The organism is Polystyrenella longa (assembly GCF_007750395.1).
Taxonomy (GTDB): domain Bacteria; phylum Planctomycetota; class Planctomycetia; order Planctomycetales; family Planctomycetaceae; genus Polystyrenella; species Polystyrenella longa.
This window is the reverse complement of the sequence record NZ_CP036281.1, coordinates 1,287,966-1,306,027: the sequence shown is the minus strand read 5'-3', so window position 1 is coordinate 1,306,027 and position 18,062 is coordinate 1,287,966. Positions and strand designations below refer to the sequence as shown.

Below are 18,062 nucleotides of genomic sequence, written 5' to 3'. Positions count from 1 at the left end.
TATGCAATATCGACGGCTCTTCTCAATATCGCAAAGGATACTTCTGTATGTCAACTACACCATTTCTTCACTTCACAGAGGATATAGAACGCGTTGAAGCAATCCTTAACCTTGCCGAGCAGCAATTACTAGCTGGCGGAGAGGCTTTAATTATTAATGATTTACACGCATCAGCAATTGCATCATCTTTCGGAGCAATGGACGCTTATTTATGCGACAAATACGTCGATTGCGTAACAGCTGTATTAAAAGCGTATGTAGAGAAAAAGTGGCAAGGGGATCTACCTGCTCATTACGCTAAAACCATGCTTCCTGCAGGTGAGGTCCTCAAGACTACACGTCAATCTCGACCGAACTGGGGGATTCGTATGTCGGCTCGCAAGTTAATGGAGCGAAACAATATGCTTTCCATCAGTATCATTCACGAGCATTTTAATCCGATTTTATCGAGCGATCACAAACTATGGGGAGACTTTATTCCTATTCTTATCGCAAAGAACCGCAAACGATTCACGAAAGTTGTCCCCGATGATCTTCTTGGACTAAATAATGAAAAGACTTTAAAACTCCGGAAGTCTGCAATTGCAGCAGTAAAAAAAAGAATAGGAAGCATTGTACAAATTCGGCATGACTGGATACATAATTGCGGCCGACCAAAATCATCAATCAACAAATACAGTAAAGGCCAAGCAAAGGCATTCGTTAATGACATTAAGACCTTAGTTCAAGAATTAGACAAATTCATTGAAGATAATCGACGGGCATGAATGAGTCGACTCTAACATCATCGATACATTTCCGTGAAAGTTAAAAGGAGGCTCCGTCAAATCTCTCATGTGTAGTGGTCAGCCAAGCGAGTTGAACCCAGGCTAGAAATAGAATGCCAGCGGTCATTAAGGTTCCCTTTAATCCTGGAACTAGGTGTTGGCCCGCTCGATCTTTCATCGGTGACGTTTAAGGAGCAGGATGTAACCGGCTTGTTGTTTCGCTGTAACACGGTTCTTGCGATGCGGGCAGACCATGGCGACTCAGCGCTTCTTCAACCCGACACGCAGCGGCTCCGCTCCCCCGAAGAGCAATCTCGGACCTGTAGTAATCAGGAAGCAATCGAACGCAACCTCTGCTCTCGCACTGCTGGACAAGCCAGACAGTGGCACTATTTCCAAAGCCGCTCGCAACCTTCAGACATATTCTTATGGAGAAACGAGAGGGAGTCAGAATAGAAATCCGTGTCCTCGCGTAGACTAAAATAGTGTAGGCCTTGGCCGCTTATTCGTCCTTCTCGTCGATCACCTTTCCATCCGTCATCTTAAACATCGTGCTAAAGTTTCCGCTAAAATCGCCATGCCCAAAGAAACCTGTTCGCAAACATTGCCAGGCGACAGATATGATCAATTCATCTGCGTTAGACAAATCTTCAGAGATGACTTCGAGTAAAATTTCGCAGTCCGGATGTATTTTTAATGAGACATCAACGTGTCCCACATCAATTCCATCCTTAAGCAATTCTGCATGAGCGCTCACTTCCTTCAATACATCATCACTTCGCGGCATCTCGACTCCAACCGCTTTGAATCGAATTTGATTTGGAGTTTGTTCAACGAGTTCCCATTTCCACAACGGCTCTTCCGGTGCAGATGAAAAACTGGAAAACGATGCCGAATCCATGCTCGTATAAAATACGGCAAAGTAGATCGCGACAGGAATCGAGACCGTCACTGCGAAAAGAAGTACCAACTTCACATACCCAGTTTTATCGGATTCACTCATCGTTCCTTTTCCTTGCCATAATGCCGCAACCAGCTCAATAACCAAACACAGTACTCGAACCGGCTTCGCTTGAGCCGGACTCCCAGTCGTTGGTGGGCCAGACTTCGACTGAACCGGATTCCCAGCTTTCGGTGGAGCCCCCTTCTCTGGTTTCGGTGGAACCGGATTCGTGGATGAGGCGACTTTGTGTCAGGTTGGAGATGGATTTGATTCCGGTGTGCGGGATGAAGATCTGTTCGTCATCGTATTCAATGATCAATCCGGCCGCGTCGTACTGCAGCAGATACCCTTGCAACTTGCCGGGCACCGGGACGCCCGATTCATAGATGACCTGAACACGGTCTCCCACCCAGTCGCCCGGACCTTCCGCACAACCTGCCAGCAACAGCAGGCCGAAAACACCGCAACACAGTAGACGACGGTTCAGCATAGAAGCATCCTTAGAAAGCAACGGAAACAATCACATTGCTAACTGTACTGCACGCACAAGATGGCCGCAATCCCGAGTATAACAACCCGTTTGGAAATGCATCGTCGGCCGCAAACGAGCCATGCCAGAATGCTGGATTTCTCACTAATCGCCTCTTGATCTCCACTTCTCATCCTCCTACCCTTGAAGTGCTGCAAACCCAACACCCAAATACCTCTACATCGTAGGAAGTCGCATGTCCTGGCTAAAACGGAAACGGGTATTGATCGGGATCACGCTGGTGGTGGGATTGGTGATCGGCGGGTTGTCGATTTATTTTATTCGGTTGATGGATCGGAGGGAGAGCTTTCAGAATCAAGCCGGAGTATTAGCGCAACTTGATTCCCGTTCGATGTTGCCTAAGTGGTTGGCCAATATGATGGGGGACTGGCAACCTCCGTTTCTGATTTCCCAGCGGGTAACCAGACTGCACGTCACGTCTCTGGACCAATTGCAGCAAGCGATGGAGCTTTATTCGATTCGTGACATTGAAGATCTCTCCATATCACCCCCAGATTCGTCGGTTCCAATTGAATCAGACCTGGAATTTCTGGATGAAATGCCCGCGCTCACCACAATGGTCCTCTATAACATACGACCGACGCACCTGGGGATCGAACGCATCGGGAGTCTATCAAGTTTGTGGGCGCTTGAGATGCCCGAAGTCGAACATCTCACTCCGGCTGATTTCGATCAGTTAGCAAAATTGAAGTCTTTAACGAGTTTCACATTCACAGGAAATATCGACGAAGAAGAACTATGGCGACTTGTCTGCAAATCACCTCAATTGGCGGTTGCCAGACGAGTCGACAGATCCCCTTTCAGTTTGGTTCTCACTGATGAACACCTTGCTTTACTTCAAGAACGAATTAGTTTATCGAAACTCCCCTGCAGAAAATTGGCAATCACTGACAAAGGCGTGAAGCAGATAGCTCGTTTTTCCAACTTGAGTTATCTCGACCTTACTGGCTGCGATGTCACAGACGCTGCAGTGGAGCACCTCTCAACAATGATTTATCTGCGGGAACTCTACATCGCCGATACGCAGATAAGCGAGGAAGGCATTGCTACATTAAAAGAAGCGCTGCCCAAATGCGATATTTCTACGGAAGCAAATCCGTTAGAAAAAAATCCCATCGACAATGTCGATGGTGCACCATGATTTCTTCTGCACCCAATTGAGCGTGCCCGGATGGCTCGGTACACTGGAAGTAGAATCACCCTGAAAATCGCGATTCACTCCCCTGCCCATTTCACCTTCCGATAGAAATGCCCGCCACCATGCGCCGCTTCCTACTGAGTTTTTCATTATGCCTGTTGCTTGGAACTCTTCCTGTCCAGGCCGAACAACCGACGGTGGAGAATGTCCAATTGACGCTTCCCCCGGCGGTGTACGCGGTTCCCGAATCGGAAGTCAGTCTCTACTTCCAGAACATCGTGTTGTATGAACCGGCGTCTGATTTGCAGTTTAAGGTGACCTGTGATGTGGGAGAAAAGAAGCCGGGTCGTTGGATATTTGAACCGGACGCGGACGATGTCGGCGACTATCCGCTGACCTTATCTGTTCAGGATAAAACGGGGAATGAAATTGTATCGGCAAAAACCGTCGTGCATGTCGCCCCACGGGATGCGGGTGCGGGACAGGATTTGCGTTTGCTGATTATTGGTGACAGTTTGACTCAGGCGTCGCACTATCCGAACCAGATTCATACGCTCAGTGCTCGTCCGGAAAATCCGAGCATCACGATGCTGGGAACCCACCAACCATCGAACGCTCTGCCCGAAGTCGTGCACGAGGGATACGGTGGCTGGACGTGGCACAGTTTTCTGAGCCGCTACATTCCCGCCGACAAGTCAGACGGGACGTACCGAACCAAGTCGAGTCCGTTCCTGAAATTGAACGAAGAGGGAAAACCGACACTCGATGTGCAGTACTTTATCGACGAACATGCTGATGGTGTGGCCCCGGATGTGGTCATCTTTAAGCTGGGCATTAATGACGCCTTTCGCGTGAACGCTGCTGATCCGGATGCACAAATCGATGTCATTCTGTCCCGGGCCGATCAGCTTGTGGATGAATTCAAGAAGGTCACTCCGAATGCCAAACTGGGAATCTGTCTGACGACTCCGGGGAATGGTCGCGAGGAAGCCTTTGAGGCAAACTATAAAGACAAGTATCCTCGGCGTGGTTGGAAACAGATTCAGCACCGGCTTGTGCAACGGTACATCGAACATTTTGACGGAAGAGAGTCTGAAAACATCAGTCTGATTCCGACCGAACTCAACCTCGATATTCTGGATGGCTATCCCCACAACAACGCTGTTCACCCGAACAAAGTCGGCTATGAACAAATCGGCACTACGATTTATGCCTGGTTGAAATACGAACTTGCCCAGTCGCCCTCTCCTGCGGAGTAAGGGCGATTCCTGCTATGGGAATTCGCACCCGCGATTGAAAACAGGGCGACGTACCCTTTATAGTGATGCCACGGATCTCTACTTCACTTCTCTTCAGCAAAGGATTGGCCCCATGCGCAGTTGGCTCTGTTGCGCGCTTTCCCTGTTCCTCACTTTAAGTCTCTGCCTAAATCTCTGTGGACCACTTTTCGCGCAAGACGATTTTCAGGAATACGAATTCGAAAAACGGCCAAGCCCTGAGTGGGTGAAGATGATCGATCAGGGAACGATCGATCCGAAGCTGAGCGGTATTAAGACACCCGCCGGAATAAAAGTGGAACTCTTCGCCACCGACCCGGCGGTCATCGACCCGGTCGGCATGTCCTTCGCTCCCGATGGTACACCGTACGTCCTGGAGTGGCGGGCCGCTTCAGGCAAGGTGAACAGTAACTACGAGTTCACCTATCAGGATGGAACCCAGGGGCACGTTGAACGCATCTTCAAAGATGTCAGCGATGTCATGAAGCAACTGATTGACGAAGATGGCGATGGAGTTTACGAATCTTCCAAAGTGATCATGGACGATCTGGAATGCCCGTCGTCATTGCTCATACACGATGGCTGGTTCTATTTCCCGTCCAACGGTTGGGTGATCCGTCGTCGTCAGAGTGAACCGGGCGGTCCGTTTGATATTGAAGAAGAGATCGTTCACGGCCTATGCGGCTTCGATCATCATCAATCTTCGGGGGTGACTCTATCCCATGATGGTTGGTTGTATGTCCCCGCCGGCGACAACGATAACAAAGGGGAAGGAACTGACGGCTCCCGCTCAACAGTCCTCAGAACGGGTGCGATCTTCCGCATGCAGCCGGACGGATCGCAATTGCACGAACATGCTCGCGGTTTCCGGAACCCCTATCGCGATGTTTCGTTCGATCATTTCTATAACATGTTCCACGTCGACAACGATCAGGAAGATGGTTCAAAGTTTCAGGGCGTGCGTCTGATGCATGTCCCGGAAGGGGCCGACTATGGTTGGCGACTTTACCCTGGCGCCATCTGCTGCCGCACCGACTTTGTCCGTGGCGCGGTCTTTGGCGAGAAGCCGGGCAAAATGCCGTCGATGTTAAAAACAGGTCGCGGAGCCCCAGCAGGTTTAATGATTTACCAGGGAACGGCTTTCCCCGACTTTTTCCGGGGCCTCTTTATCTATCCCGATGTCTATCGCAAGATGGTACGCGCTTACGAAGTCTCTAAAGTTGGAAGTACGTTTCAGGTCGACCGCGAATTTGTGTTGATGGATAGCACCGATGATTTGTTCCGTCCCTGTCAGGCACTGGTAGGACCCGATGGTGCGATTTACATTGTCGACTGGCGAACCCCTTCCGGTGGAGCGGGTCGTGTGTGGGGTGACAGTGAACATGGCCGCATCTACCGACTCACCTGGTCGGGCATCGAAGGGACACCCGCGATTGCACCGGGAACATCCAAGGACTGGAAACGCTTGATCGCCAGCCCGAACGAGAACCTGTGGAATACTCTCAAAACCACGGACGACTTTGAACTTCGCCGTCGGGCCCAATTAGAGTTGATTAAACGGGGAGACAACCTCGATCAGTTCATCTCCCTCGCCCTGAATACCAACATGCGTCCCGAAGCCCGTGTGATGGCTCTGGGTGCAGCAGCACAACAGTACGACGCTAAAGTGAAGTCGATGCTGCTGGCTGTCGTCGCTGACGAACATCCACAACTAAGACGTGTTGCGGCGGAAACACTTTCACGCAACGTGCCAGCGACGGATATTGATCGCGACTTGTTGTACTCGCTGAGTCTCGCCTTAGTCGATAACGATGCTGCCGTCAGTCGCTCTGCGGCAATCGCTTTAGGAACATTGGCAGGACTACTGCCAGCCGGAGATGAACTGAGATTGGAAACAGCAGACCAACTCGCAAGGCATCTTGCCCAACTGAACTACGACGACATCTATCTGTTCGACGGAACGTTTCGCGGATTGGAACGACTTGATAAAGATGGTTTAAAGTATCTCGCTCTCTGGCTGCAATCAGAAGATCCGGCCCTGCGGGAGAAAGCGGTCTACTGTTTGGAATCGTTACGCACACGGGCTGGAGCCGATCTTCTCGACCAGATTCTGCTGGGCGAACAGATGCTGTTACTTGGTCCAGACCAGCAGGCTCGCGTGATTTCTGCTTATCGGCACATTATCGTCGAGCCCGCCGTTCAAGCGACCGCCATTACGAAGTGGATGGCCAAACAGGACGACCTCCCACTGTCCGTACAACTCGCTTGTATGGAAACCCTGGGCGCTGTTCCGGGGGGTGATCCGGAAGTGATGAATGAACTGGCGACCCGCTTACTCACGAATAAAAATGAAGAGGTTCGTAACCGAGTCATTACTTCGATTGGGGACACCGATCTGAAATCGCTTTCTCCTCAGATTATGGAAATCCTGCTGGACACATCGAAGTCATTTGAAGAACGAACCACAGTTCTCGAGGCATTGGCTAAACTTCGCTCTTATTCATTGCATCCCCGTGGCCGCACGGCCCCGGGTGTGGAACTGGTACTGGACGAACTGACGTCCATTGCTGAGAGTGATCCTGATCTACAAATTCAGTTGGCCGCCCTCGAACTTCTCGCGGAAGTCGATTACGAGAAAGCGGTTCCCACGGCAGAAAAGTTATTACAAGATGAAGACCTGGTGAAACAGGTCACCGCTGTGCGAGTACTGGGCCGCCGCTCGGAAACAGCCCGTCGACTGGCGAAGCAATTCCTGGCGGGAGAAATTGATCGCGGTTTGTTGCCACAAATCGCCGAAGCCCTGGAACGGCATCAGCGCCGGGACCAATCAGGGGAGATTAAACCTCTGCTGGAGGAAGTTTTCAAAGGGGGTCTGCTGGTCGATTTGACACCGGAAGAAATCCAGAAAATGGAAAACCTGGTGAAGACCACAGGCGACCCGGCCAATGGTAAAGCATTATTCCTCGAAAAACGGACACAGTGCATTAACTGCCATCAAATCGAAGGTGTCGGTTTCCAAGTGGGGCCTGACTTGACCAAAATATGGGAAACGCACACGGTAGGTAAAATCATGGAATCGATCCTGGATCCCTCCCGCGAAGTCAAAGAAGGCTATGCCACCTGGAATGTGATCACCGAGGACGGTCTCGTCTACAGCGGCCTTAAAGTGAAGGAAGACGCCCAGGCGTTAGTGCTGCGAGATTCGAGTGGAAAAGAGATTCGCGTCCCCACAGATGAAATCGACGAAAAATTTGAGAGCAAAAAGAGCCTGATGCCAGAGGGAGTCATCTCCCAACTTTCCTATCAGGAACTCATCGACCTCGTCGCCTTTCTCAAAGACCGTGAAGCCCAGCAATCGATGCGCGGGTTGAAGTTGCCTTAAAGGAAGTTGATTTAAAGGAGTTTGGAACCACAGATGGACACCGATTACCACAGATAGTGAACCATACTGTAGAAAGTGAACCATACTGTAGAAAGTCAACTGCTTGGAGCATTTCAGGCTTTGCGTCGCGTTGATATTCATTTTCAACACTAAGGCACGAGGACTCTAAGAAGAAAAGAGAACAGAAAGATTTGCGAAGCGTTAGCATCGAGCCAGCCAAGCTGAGTTCCTTTCTTTTTGATAACGATTTCGAGTCCATCAAATGTAAAAGACACGAAGAGCGAGACATTTGCCTTAAGCTCTTCGTGTCTTTGTGACTTCGTGTTAAAAAGAAATGTTCGCGTTACCCAACGGCATATTCGTTGGGGGTGTTCCATTTGATTTTCACGGCGTAGACCGAGTTGTCGCTGCCGCGTTTTTCGCAACCGACGGGTTGCATCCATTCGGTGACGGTCACCCAGCTTTCCTGAGGGGAGACGGTGACGACCTGGAAGTTGCCAAGACGGGCACCTCGTTCAGGGACGAGTACTTGCAACGTCTCTTTCTTCAGGCTCAGAGTTTCCGGGTCCACTTCGGCCATGAAGAGTGGCGCTCGTTGACGGAAGACGTGCTGGTTGTCTTCTCGCTTGTAAGTGAAGACGAGATAAAAACCGTCCTGGTGAGAGATCCAGTGTTGCTGTGTGTCGCCCGTGGAGAGTTCGGTGCCGTCGTCCCATTTCCATGGTTGCGGTTCGCTGAACTGCAGGCCATCTTTACTGCGGGCGACATAACCATGCCCATCGCCGTGTCGAATCGTGACGAAGAACTCGTCCTGAAAATAGGTAAGCGAGGGTTCAAGTGCTCCCCGGTGGGTGGGGATATCGAGTTCGGAACCATGTTCGAGATACTCAACCTTCTTACCATCGAAAGCACACCGCATCACGGAGACTTTACGATGGGGATTGATACCATCTGAGAAGTAAAATGGAATCAACAGATCGCCATCAGGTAAGTCGACCCGCTGAGAACAGCCTGCACCCGAATGGTAGAACTTGTTTTTCATGTCGGGCATTTGAACCACATCCCAATCGGACCAGGTACGACTGTCGTTGTCGTAAGTCGCGAAGGAGGTTTCCCGTTTGCGGCGACCTTTCTGCACGTGGTTGTTTTCATAACGGACGGTGTGTCCAATGCCGAGTAATGTTTTGGTCTTCGCATGCCAGGCAGGAGTGAAATCGCAAACACCCGCGGTAATCCCCCCCTCTTCTTCCCGGTGCGCAAAACTGGTATCACTCGGACCCGACCAGGTTTCTCCCAGGTCGTCCGTTCTCATCTCTTTGAGTGGTTGGAAAATATCCGACCCTTTAAGCCACAACTTCTGCATCGTCATCACGACAGACGGGGTTTTTCCAGGAATTGCCCCAGCGCGGGGATGAACCCAGCAATAGACACCATCGTACCCGGAGTGAACAACGGTCCGTTCCACCTCTTTTATTGGACCGGAAGGTTCCGCTCCCAGTAGGGGCTGCCCTTTGGAAACGCCTGACAGCATTCCCCCTGCCAGTAGCGAAGCAGACGTGTATTGTAGGAAATGACGACGATCGAGCGGTGAGTTATGCATATTGTTTGACTTATGTTTTGTTTGGCTTAGTTCGACGAGGTTCAAAAAAATAAAGCGGAGGTCATCAGAAGATACGAATCCTCCGTGAGTCGGCGACGGGCAATGGCCCCAAGTTTCATTCTGCCGCTTGAAACTTTATAATGCCAGCTCTTATTCTTGAGGCTGAACATAGCCAACGCAACCCACGACTTGCGATGATCGGGGCGATCTGACCGATTCCCCCCTTCTCCTTGATATTCCGACTCACGGTATTTCGAATCAGAGTGTTTCGAATCAAAGTGAACTGACAGACCGTGTTTGCTTGCACATCGTGCTCATAAGAAAGAGATCATGAGACCCACCCTCAACCCTGCCCTCTCGATCGGCTTACTCCGTTCGCTCTGTACCCTGTGCCTGTTTGCGCTGCTGGCCCTGCCACTGGTCGCTCAGGATTCGGAACCTCTCCCCCCCGAAGAAGCAGCCGAGAAAATGTCGGTTCCCGAAGGGTTCAATGTATCCCTGTTCGCAGCGGAACCGGATGTGGTGCAACCAATTGCTTTTACGATCGACCATCGTGGCCGATTATGGGTCGTTGAATGTCTCTCTTATCCGGAATGGTCGGACAAAAAACAGGACCGGATCGTCATTCTGGAAGACACCGACGGTGACGGAACATTCGATGACCGTAAAGTGTTCTGGGACCAGGGCGTTAACCTGTCTGGAATTGAAGTCGGATTCGGTGGAGTCTGGGTTTGTTCGACGCCGAATTTCCTCTTCATTGCCGATGCCGACCAAAACGACGAACCGGATGGAGAACCTGTTGTCCTGCTCGACGGCTGGGATGCCAAATCGAGTCGGCACAATGTTTTCAATGGTTTAACCTGGGGACCGGATGGTTGGTTATATGGACTCAACGGAATCCTCTCCAAATCACTCGTTGGCAAACCGGGCACGCCCGAAACAAAACGCGATCAGTTGGACTGCGGTGTCTGGCGATATCATCCGACCAAACAGGAATTCGAAGTCGTCGCCCATGGCACAACGAACCCCTGGGGGCTCGACTTCGATCAGTACGGTCAGATGTTTATTACTAACTGCGTGATCAAACATCTCTGGCACATTGTTCCCGGTGCTCATTACGAGCGAATGTTCGGCGTAGATGTCACTCCTCATACCTACGAGCTGATCGAATCCGTTGCGGACCACATTCACTGGGGGGGCGGCAACTGGACCTCCTCACGAGATGGCGAAGGCAAACACGATTCGGCTGGTGGTGGCCATGCCCATGCGGGTGCCATGGTTTATCAGGGGGACAACTGGCCGGAAGAATATCGAAACAAATTATACACTCTTAATATTCATGGTCGCCGCGCTAACCAGGACATCCTGGAACCCGAGGGTTCCACCTATTCCGCTCATCACGGGGAAGACATGCTCTTTTCGGGCGACCCCTGGTTTCGAGGTCTGGAACTGAAGTATGGACCCGATGGCGCCGTGTACATCACCGACTGGAACGACACCGGGGAATGCCATGACTACATCAACACGCAAAAACAAACAGGACGTATTTTCAAAGTCAGCTACGGTGACTTGAAATCTGAACCGGTAAACCTCTCCGAAAAAACGGACGCTGAACTGGTTGAACTGCACACACGCCCGAACAACTGGTACGCCCAACATGCCCGTCAACTGCTACAGGAGCGGGCGGCACTAGGAGAACTGAGTTCTCAGGCTGAAATCATCGAAGCCCTGTGGAATCAATTCCACGAATCTACCGCTGTTCCGATGAAACTCCGATCCCTTTGGACCATTCATGTGCTGGGTGGTGTTAACGATCAGAAAATCACGGAGCTGCTGCGTAGCCCGGAAGAATGGTTGCGATCCTGGGCAATTCGTCTGGCCATGGATGATCGGTATGTCACTTCCGATCTCCTTTCCCGTTTCATCCAGTTGGCCGAACAGGAAGAATCGCCACGCGTACGACTCGAACTCGCCTCCGCACTCCAGCGGATGCCGCGACCGTATCGCTGGATGATTGCCCCTTACTTACTCAACAGAGCTCAGGATCAGGAAGACCCCTACCTTCCCTTGATGATCTGGTACGGTATCAATGAAGCAATCGAACAATACCCTCAACAGGGAGTTGATCTGATTTCGCTCACGGAACTCCCTCAAGTCCGGGAGTTGATTGCTCGCCAACTGGCGAATGAACCTGCCCTTTACGAAAAGCTAGCCAATAGCAGTTACGACATCGTCCGGCTGGATTTGTTGCGTGGAATTCAAACCGCACTCCTGGGCCAGAAACAGGTTGAAAAGCCAGCCGCCTGGGATCAGGTTCGCAAACGAATGGCGACCTCGAATAATCCAGAAATCGAATTGTTGACCACATTACTCTCTCTGCAATTCGGTATTCCTGAAGCCGCAGGAGAACTTCGGACGCTGATCAGCAACCAGGAACAGCCCCAGGAAAACCGAGAGACAGCCCTTACCGCTTTAACGCTCCAGCAGAACCCGGAACTCGTTGCCGTGCTGTTGCAATTACTCGACGAAGAGACGATGCGGGGACCCGCCCTGGTCAGTCTGGCTGCGTTTGAGAATGAGGCCATTCCCAGTGAAATTCTTTCCCGGTTCACCAAGATGCCTCTCGTTGACCAACAGAAGGCCATCGGAACTTTAACTTCTCGTCCCGATTATGCCCTTAAGCTGCTCGATGCGATGGAGAAAGAAGAAATTGAGAGAAATGCCCTCTCGGCGTTCTACGTTCGCCAGATCTTGAGCCATAAACAGGAAAATCTGACGAAACGGCTCGAGGAAGTCTGGGGAACGATCGGCCAAACAGACGAAGCGAAACAGGAACAGATCGATTCACTGACTAAACTGTTCACAGCGGACAACATTTCCAACGCGGATGCGTCTCATGGTCGATTATTGTTTAAACTGAATTGTGCCAACTGTCATCAACTGTTTGGAGAAGGAAGCAAAGTGGGTCCGGAACTGACCGGATCACAACGCCGCAATTCGGAATACCTGATTCAGAACATGGTGACTCCCAACGCTCTCGTCGGTAAAGATTTTCAAATGACGACGTTCTCGACCACTGAAGGCCGGGTTGTTTCGGGGATCATTATTTCGGAAGAGAATGACATCATCACATTACAGACACCAACAGAAAAATTGACGCTCAGCACGGAAGATGTCGAAGACCGAAAAACATCCAGTCTTTCGCTGATGCCCGAAGGATTGCTTAAATCCCTTTCCGAACAGGACACTCTTGACCTTGTTTCTTACCTTCAGTCCGAGAATCAGGTTCCGCTTCCCGAAGGGGCCGCATCCGAACCTGCCGCAGAATAACCTGTTAAGAGTCATCGTTTGAAATAGACGATGCGAACATCAAATCCAAGATTCAATTACTCTTGCTCAAAGCCTATCTCCATGAAAGCGATTGCCGTTACTCCCGGTAAGCCGAATAGCGTTCACCTGACCGACATCTCGACACCGAAGCTGGAGGACATTCCCAACGGACGTGGCGTACTGGTGAAAGTCTTGAAGGTGGGTGTCGACGCGACAGACCGCGAGATTAACGATGCCTTGTATGGCAATGCGCCCATTGGAGACGACTATCTGGTATTGGGCCATGAAGTCTTTGGACGAGTGGAAGCGATTGGCGAACAGGTCACGCATGTTTCGCCTGGTGACTATGTCACCTGCACAGTCCGTCGACCGGGAGCTTCTATTTACGATAGTATCGGTCGATCGGATATCACCAGCGAAGAAACCTACTACGAGCGAGGCATCAACCTCCTGCATGGATATCTGACCGAATACTTCGTCGATGACGCTGAATTTATCGTTCGTATTCCCGTTGGCCTGAGACATCTTCATGTCCTCGCCGAACCAATGAGTTGCTCGGCCAAGGCCATCCATCAGGCGTACGAAGCTCAGAAGCGATTACAGGTATGGGAACCCCGCACTGCCTTCGTGATGGGTGCCGGACAAATTGGTCTGTTGGCGACACTCATTCTGCGTCTGCGAGGTTTGCAGGTTTACACATTCGCGCGAGGAGTCGCTCCGAATTTGAAAGCCGAGATCGTCGAGGGTATGGAGGCGACTTATGTCAGCACGCGGGAACGATCTATCGCAGAGGTCGTCGAAGAATCAGGAAAACCGGATATCATTTTCGACGCGACGGGCAATAGCTCGATCTCGTTCGGAGCGATGGAACACCTCAACCTGAACGGCGTCCTCATCTGGACCAGCATCACCGGCGGCAAAGATTTACATGAGACTCCTGCGGACAAGCTGAACCTGGAGTGGGTCCTTGGTAACAAAATGCTGATTGGCTCCGTCAATGCGAACTTCCGTCATTTCGAAATGGGAATCGCCGATTTGGCTCTAGGCGAGATGACTTATCCGGGAGTGATCGAAAAGATTCTGACTCACCCCGTCGAGGGCCTCGACAACTACGCGGAGATGATGCGACTACTGGTGGAAGACCCGGATGCACTGAAAGTCTTCGTCAATGTAGCTGACGATATTGAGTAAAGCTGACCACTTGCATAAGAGGCCAATCACCCCAAATCCGTGATGATGGTTCCCGTACTGAGTTGCCGTTCGACCTGCTGAAATTCGTCGTGATAAGTCCAATGGGGATCAATCCCCAGATGATGCAGGACGGTCGCGGATAGATCGGCAGGCGTGACCGGTTTGTCGTCAACGTAACCTGCTGTGTTGTTCGTGGCACCATAGACCTGTCCACCACGGACGCCGCCTCCTGACAGCAGGGATGTGAAAGCATGCGGCCAATGATCGCGACCGGTCGGTTCTGTCATTCCGTTTTGAGTAACAAGGCCAATCCGTGGCGTGCGACCAAACTCACCTAAAGCCACCACCAAAGTTGATTCCAGCAGACCCCGGTCGTCCAGGTCCGCAATTAATGCGGCATAAGCTCGATCGAATACCGGACAGAGACCGTTCTTCAATTTGTTGAAGTTGTCGTTATGAGTATCCCAATGCGGTGAAACTTTGTCGTTACGGGAATCGTCATCCCAGTTTACGGTGACCAGGGGAATTCCGTTTTCGACTAACCTGCGCGCCATCAACAGACTTTGTCCAAACTTTGTTCTCCCGTATTTCTCCTTCAGCGGTTCCGATTCTTTCGCTAACGAAAAAACATCGGAGTCGGCGGCGTTCTTAATAAGTTGCCAGGCGGTCTCGTAGTTTTTATGAAGCTTCGAAGCGGGTTGGGAATTCGTAATGTGCTGAGGCGCCAATCGATCAAGCTGCGACCATAACTGTGCACGTCTCGTAAATCGGTCGGCCGTCATTTGCTGTGGTAGCTGAACTCCCTGGACTTCAAAATCGGCACGACTGAGATCTCCGTTGATCAGGAATGGATTCCAGTTCTCGCCCATCCGTCCCCCTGTTTGTCCGGCGATACGTTTGTCCTGCCCAACAAACTGGCTGTACCAGGGCAAAACTGCTGCAGGCGGTAACCCCTCTTGTGACTTACCAAACCGGGTGACCATCGCACTGAGTGAGGGCCAATCCTCCGGTGTTGCCTGGTCGGTTACCGGAGGGCCGAAGTATTCGCGGCCGGAATAAATTTCACTGCAGGCCGGACCATGCACATTCATTTTATGTGTCATCGATCGCAGAAGACAGAACTTATCCATCTGCTGGGCCATGTGAGGAAGATGCTCGCACAGTTCGATACCGGGGACATTTGTCGCCACCGGTTTGAACTCGCCGCGGATTTCCGCGGGGGCTCCTGGTTTCATATCCCACAGGTCGAGCTGACTTGGTCCGCCAAAGAGAAAGATAAATATGCAAGCACGATAGGGAGTTTCAACAGAGTCTGCGTGCGAGGGTTCGGCCGCTTGCAGCGATTTTATCGTTGATAAATGCGCGAGATTCAGTCCTAATAGAGAAACGGCACCTGCTTGCAATGTTTCTCGACGGGAAAAGTTCGCTTTGCCAGTCATCTTGAAACCTCTGTCGATTCATAATTATATGAATATGACGATGAGCCGATTGATCATCGAAATCAATCGCGGGATGTGAACTGGAATTCTACTTGGGCCTTGAATAGAACGGTTGACGAGTTGGCAGTCACCCATCACTTCTATAAGACACTTGCTATAAGACACCTCTGTCAGAACCTGGTAAGCCTTCCTTTCAGAAACGGCCCATGCGAAACGGAACCATAAAGAGGAAATACGCGAACAGTTTCTAATACTGAAATGCTGACCTCGCAATTATTTGTGTATCCGTTCGTCCCCTCTACTTTCGTTTTTTCTGAATTCGGTTAACATTCCTGTTATACCAGAATTTTTCGGAGTTCCATCATCTCTTAAAAAATCTCCGCCTGTTTTCAGTAGAATGCGATCATGATTGTAAATACGAAGAAACTACGCCCCGGCACCCAACGCCGACGCAGGGAGATTCTTGACGCGGCCCTCGAATGCTTCTTGAAACAAGGAGTTGAAGGGTCTAGCATCGAGCAGATTCGCAAAATCTCCGGCGCCAGCCATGGTAGTATTTACCATCTCTTTGAGAGCAAAAATGAGATTGCCTGCACATTATTTCTCGAAGGCGTTGCTCGCTATCAAGAACATATGCTGGAACGCGTTCAGTTTGCAGAGACTGCCTTCGAAAAAATCAGAGCGATGATTCACACTCATCTGCAGTATTCGCATGACAACCCGCAGTTGTCGCTTTACTTATCGCGGATGGGGCTTTCCGATCTGATTGACACAATCGAAGTCCAATATCACGAATTGCGAAAACAATTTGTGGTGGAAGTCTTCTCGGAGTTCAAACCCTTCATCAAACGAGGGGAAATACTAGATGTGAACGAAACTTATCTGTTTGCACAGATTACAGGCCCCTGCTCACAGCTCGCTCGCGCGTGGGTAACTCGCCAGACTCGAATTGGCGACATTCTCGATTACACGGAACAACTTGCCGAGCATGCCTGGAATTCCCTCAAAGGAGACGCCGGCCTATCTAGCCGGCGTCCGATTCCCTTCGATTGATTTCGAGCTAATTTCGGAATCAGTTCAGTGACACGATCAGTTCAGGGGTCCAACCAGTTCTACCAGATTTCCATCCGGATCGCGGACGATCGCCAGTACCATTTTATTTCCGCTTCCACGGGAGATATCTGCTGGCCCCTTGGCAATCGCTTTGACGCCATGCTTCTCTGCATTTTTGAGCACTTTACTTACGTCTGTCACATGTAATGTCATGTAGCTCATGCCGAGGGTACTGTTGATGTAACTGGTATCCTGCTTGGCAGGAGTACTACCTTCGATTTGCATCAATTTAACTTTAGTCGCGGTTGCCGCATTACCCAACTGCATCACATGTACGCTTAGAGATTCCCCTTTGGTCAGCCCGGCGTCCGTAGCGATCTCACTGGAAACATCGAACGTCGAGGTTTCTTTCAAACCCAGTACGTCGCGATAGAAGGCAACCGATTTTTCGACATCGCTCACCACGATTCCAAAATCGACGGTGGTCGATTTAAACCAGGAAGTCTCCCGGTCGTCGCCAATAGTCCGGTTCCAACTGGTGTAGATTCCGATTCCTATTACAAGCATCATTGCAATCGTCAGGTAGCGGCGCATTCTTGGTTCTCCTCAGGTTGAGTTTTCAAAGTCAGACGTTCAAAAAGAGTCTCTTCGATTATGTCGGAACTCAGGGGGAAAACGCCACCATTCTCGCAGGGACTTCCTTTTCAAATCGCCAATTATTAAGATCCCTCCTGTTCCAAGTCGTTTTACGTCGATGCGACCTACTTTCATCTGCTGTTGCAGGGATTGATTGATGAGACCGAAAAAAGCGGAGCCCGTCAAACCAATCATTGGTTGGAGGGAATGGATTGCCCTTCCCGAACTGGGAATCGAACAGATTAAAGTCAAGGTGGATACGGGCGCTCGCTCTTCATCGCTGCACGCCTACGATCTCTCTTACTTCGAACGACGCGGAACCCGATTTGTGCGGTTCAAAGTTCATCCATTGCAGCGTAAAACGACGGAAATCGTCACCACTGAAGCTGAAGTTGTCGACGTACGTTCGGTCCGAAGTTCGAGTGGCAAAGCCAATATGCGGCCCGTCATCATGACCAATATGACTCTACTGGGCCAAACGTGGTCCATTGAATTAACGCTCGCCAATCGCGATGAAATGGGTTTTCGAATGTTGCTGGGACGGGAAGCATTCCGCGGTCGATTTCTAGTTGATGCCGGTAAATCGTACTATGACGGTAGAGAAAAACGGCCAAAGCGGATTAAGAAACGATAATTTCCGCTTTCTCATATCCGCCCCCCGAAAAGGGTCCAGTTGTCGCTATAATAGATTTCAGCAGCAAATCACCCGGCACATCTTCAACCCTTCCCTGTTCTTACCCATTCGCACGTCTCGAC

At 50.8% G+C, this 18,062-nt stretch carries 13 protein-coding genes; 8 read left to right on the top strand and 5 right to left on the bottom strand.

Going from position 1 to position 18,062, the window contains the following annotated elements:
• Nucleotides 1–47: 47 nt before the first annotated feature.
• Nucleotides 48–767, top strand: coding sequence for a hypothetical protein (locus tag Pla110_RS04955; protein ID WP_144993829.1), 720 nt, complete (start codon nt 48–50; stop codon nt 765–767).
• A 502-nt stretch (nt 768–1,269) separates the two neighbouring features.
• Here Pla110_RS04955 and Pla110_RS04950 read toward each other — a convergent pair.
• Nucleotides 1,270–1,770 (bottom strand): hypothetical protein, encoded by a 501-nt coding sequence (locus Pla110_RS04950; protein ID WP_144993827.1) that lies wholly within the window; start codon nt 1,768–1,770, stop codon nt 1,270–1,272.
• A gap of 34 nt (nt 1,771–1,804) precedes the next feature.
• On the bottom strand, nt 1,805–2,200 hold the full coding sequence (locus Pla110_RS04945; RefSeq protein ID WP_144993825.1) for a hypothetical protein: 396 nt from the start codon (nt 2,198–2,200) through the stop codon (nt 1,805–1,807).
• Between the two features lie 235 nt (nt 2,201–2,435).
• Between Pla110_RS04945 and Pla110_RS04940 the strand changes: the two genes are divergently transcribed.
• From Pla110_RS04940 to Pla110_RS04930, 3 genes are all read left to right on the top strand, one after another.
• Entirely contained in the window at nt 2,436–3,401 is a 966-nt protein-coding gene (locus tag Pla110_RS04940; protein WP_144993823.1) for a leucine-rich repeat domain-containing protein, read from the top strand.
• 119 nt (nt 3,402–3,520) lie between these two features.
• Nucleotides 3,521–4,657 carry an SGNH/GDSL hydrolase family protein gene (locus Pla110_RS04935; protein WP_197440511.1) on the top strand — a complete coding sequence of 379 codons (1,137 nt, stop codon included), beginning with the start codon at nt 3,521–3,523 and terminating at the stop codon, nt 4,655–4,657.
• Between the two features lie 112 nt (nt 4,658–4,769).
• Nucleotides 4,770–8,057, top strand: a complete 3,288-nt coding sequence (locus tag Pla110_RS04930; protein ID WP_144993819.1) for a PVC-type heme-binding CxxCH protein — start codon at nt 4,770–4,772, stop codon at nt 8,055–8,057.
• A gap of 343 nt (nt 8,058–8,400) precedes the next feature.
• On the opposite strand, the gene Pla110_RS04925 is transcribed toward Pla110_RS04930, so the two are convergent.
• On the bottom strand, nt 8,401–9,657 hold the full coding sequence (locus tag Pla110_RS04925) for a sialidase family protein (protein ID WP_231742918.1): 1,257 nt from the start codon (nt 9,655–9,657) through the stop codon (nt 8,401–8,403).
• A gap of 330 nt (nt 9,658–9,987) precedes the next feature.
• On the opposite strand from Pla110_RS04925, the gene Pla110_RS04920 reads away from it, so the two are divergent.
• Nucleotides 9,988–12,987 (top strand): PVC-type heme-binding CxxCH protein, encoded by a 3,000-nt coding sequence (locus Pla110_RS04920; RefSeq protein ID WP_144993817.1) that lies wholly within the window; start codon nt 9,988–9,990, stop codon nt 12,985–12,987.
• Between the two features lie 81 nt (nt 12,988–13,068).
• On the top strand, nt 13,069–14,178 hold the full coding sequence (locus tag Pla110_RS04915) for a glucose 1-dehydrogenase (protein ID WP_144993815.1): 1,110 nt from the start codon (nt 13,069–13,071) through the stop codon (nt 14,176–14,178).
• A gap of 26 nt (nt 14,179–14,204) precedes the next feature.
• Here Pla110_RS04915 and Pla110_RS04910 read toward each other — a convergent pair whose 3' ends face one another.
• Entirely contained in the window at nt 14,205–15,617 is a 1,413-nt protein-coding gene (locus Pla110_RS04910; RefSeq protein WP_144993814.1) for a DUF1501 domain-containing protein, read from the bottom strand.
• 405 nt (nt 15,618–16,022) lie between these two features.
• On the opposite strand from Pla110_RS04910, the gene Pla110_RS04905 reads away from it, so the two are divergent.
• Nucleotides 16,023–16,670: a TetR/AcrR family transcriptional regulator gene (locus Pla110_RS04905; RefSeq protein ID WP_144993812.1), complete on the top strand. Its 648-nt coding sequence runs from the start codon at nt 16,023–16,025 to the stop codon at nt 16,668–16,670.
• Between the two features lie 36 nt (nt 16,671–16,706).
• Here the strand turns inward: Pla110_RS04905 and Pla110_RS04900 are convergent, their stop codons facing one another.
• Nucleotides 16,707–17,264: a VOC family protein gene (locus Pla110_RS04900; protein WP_144993810.1), complete on the bottom strand. Its 558-nt coding sequence runs from the start codon at nt 17,262–17,264 to the stop codon at nt 16,707–16,709.
• A 199-nt stretch (nt 17,265–17,463) separates the two neighbouring features.
• Here Pla110_RS04900 and Pla110_RS04895 point away from each other — a divergent pair, with 199 nt between their 5' ends.
• Nucleotides 17,464–17,940 carry an ATP-dependent zinc protease family protein gene (locus tag Pla110_RS04895; protein WP_197440510.1) on the top strand — a complete coding sequence of 159 codons (477 nt, stop codon included), beginning with the start codon at nt 17,464–17,466 and terminating at the stop codon, nt 17,938–17,940.
• The last annotated feature ends 122 nt before the right edge of the window (nt 17,941–18,062 follow it).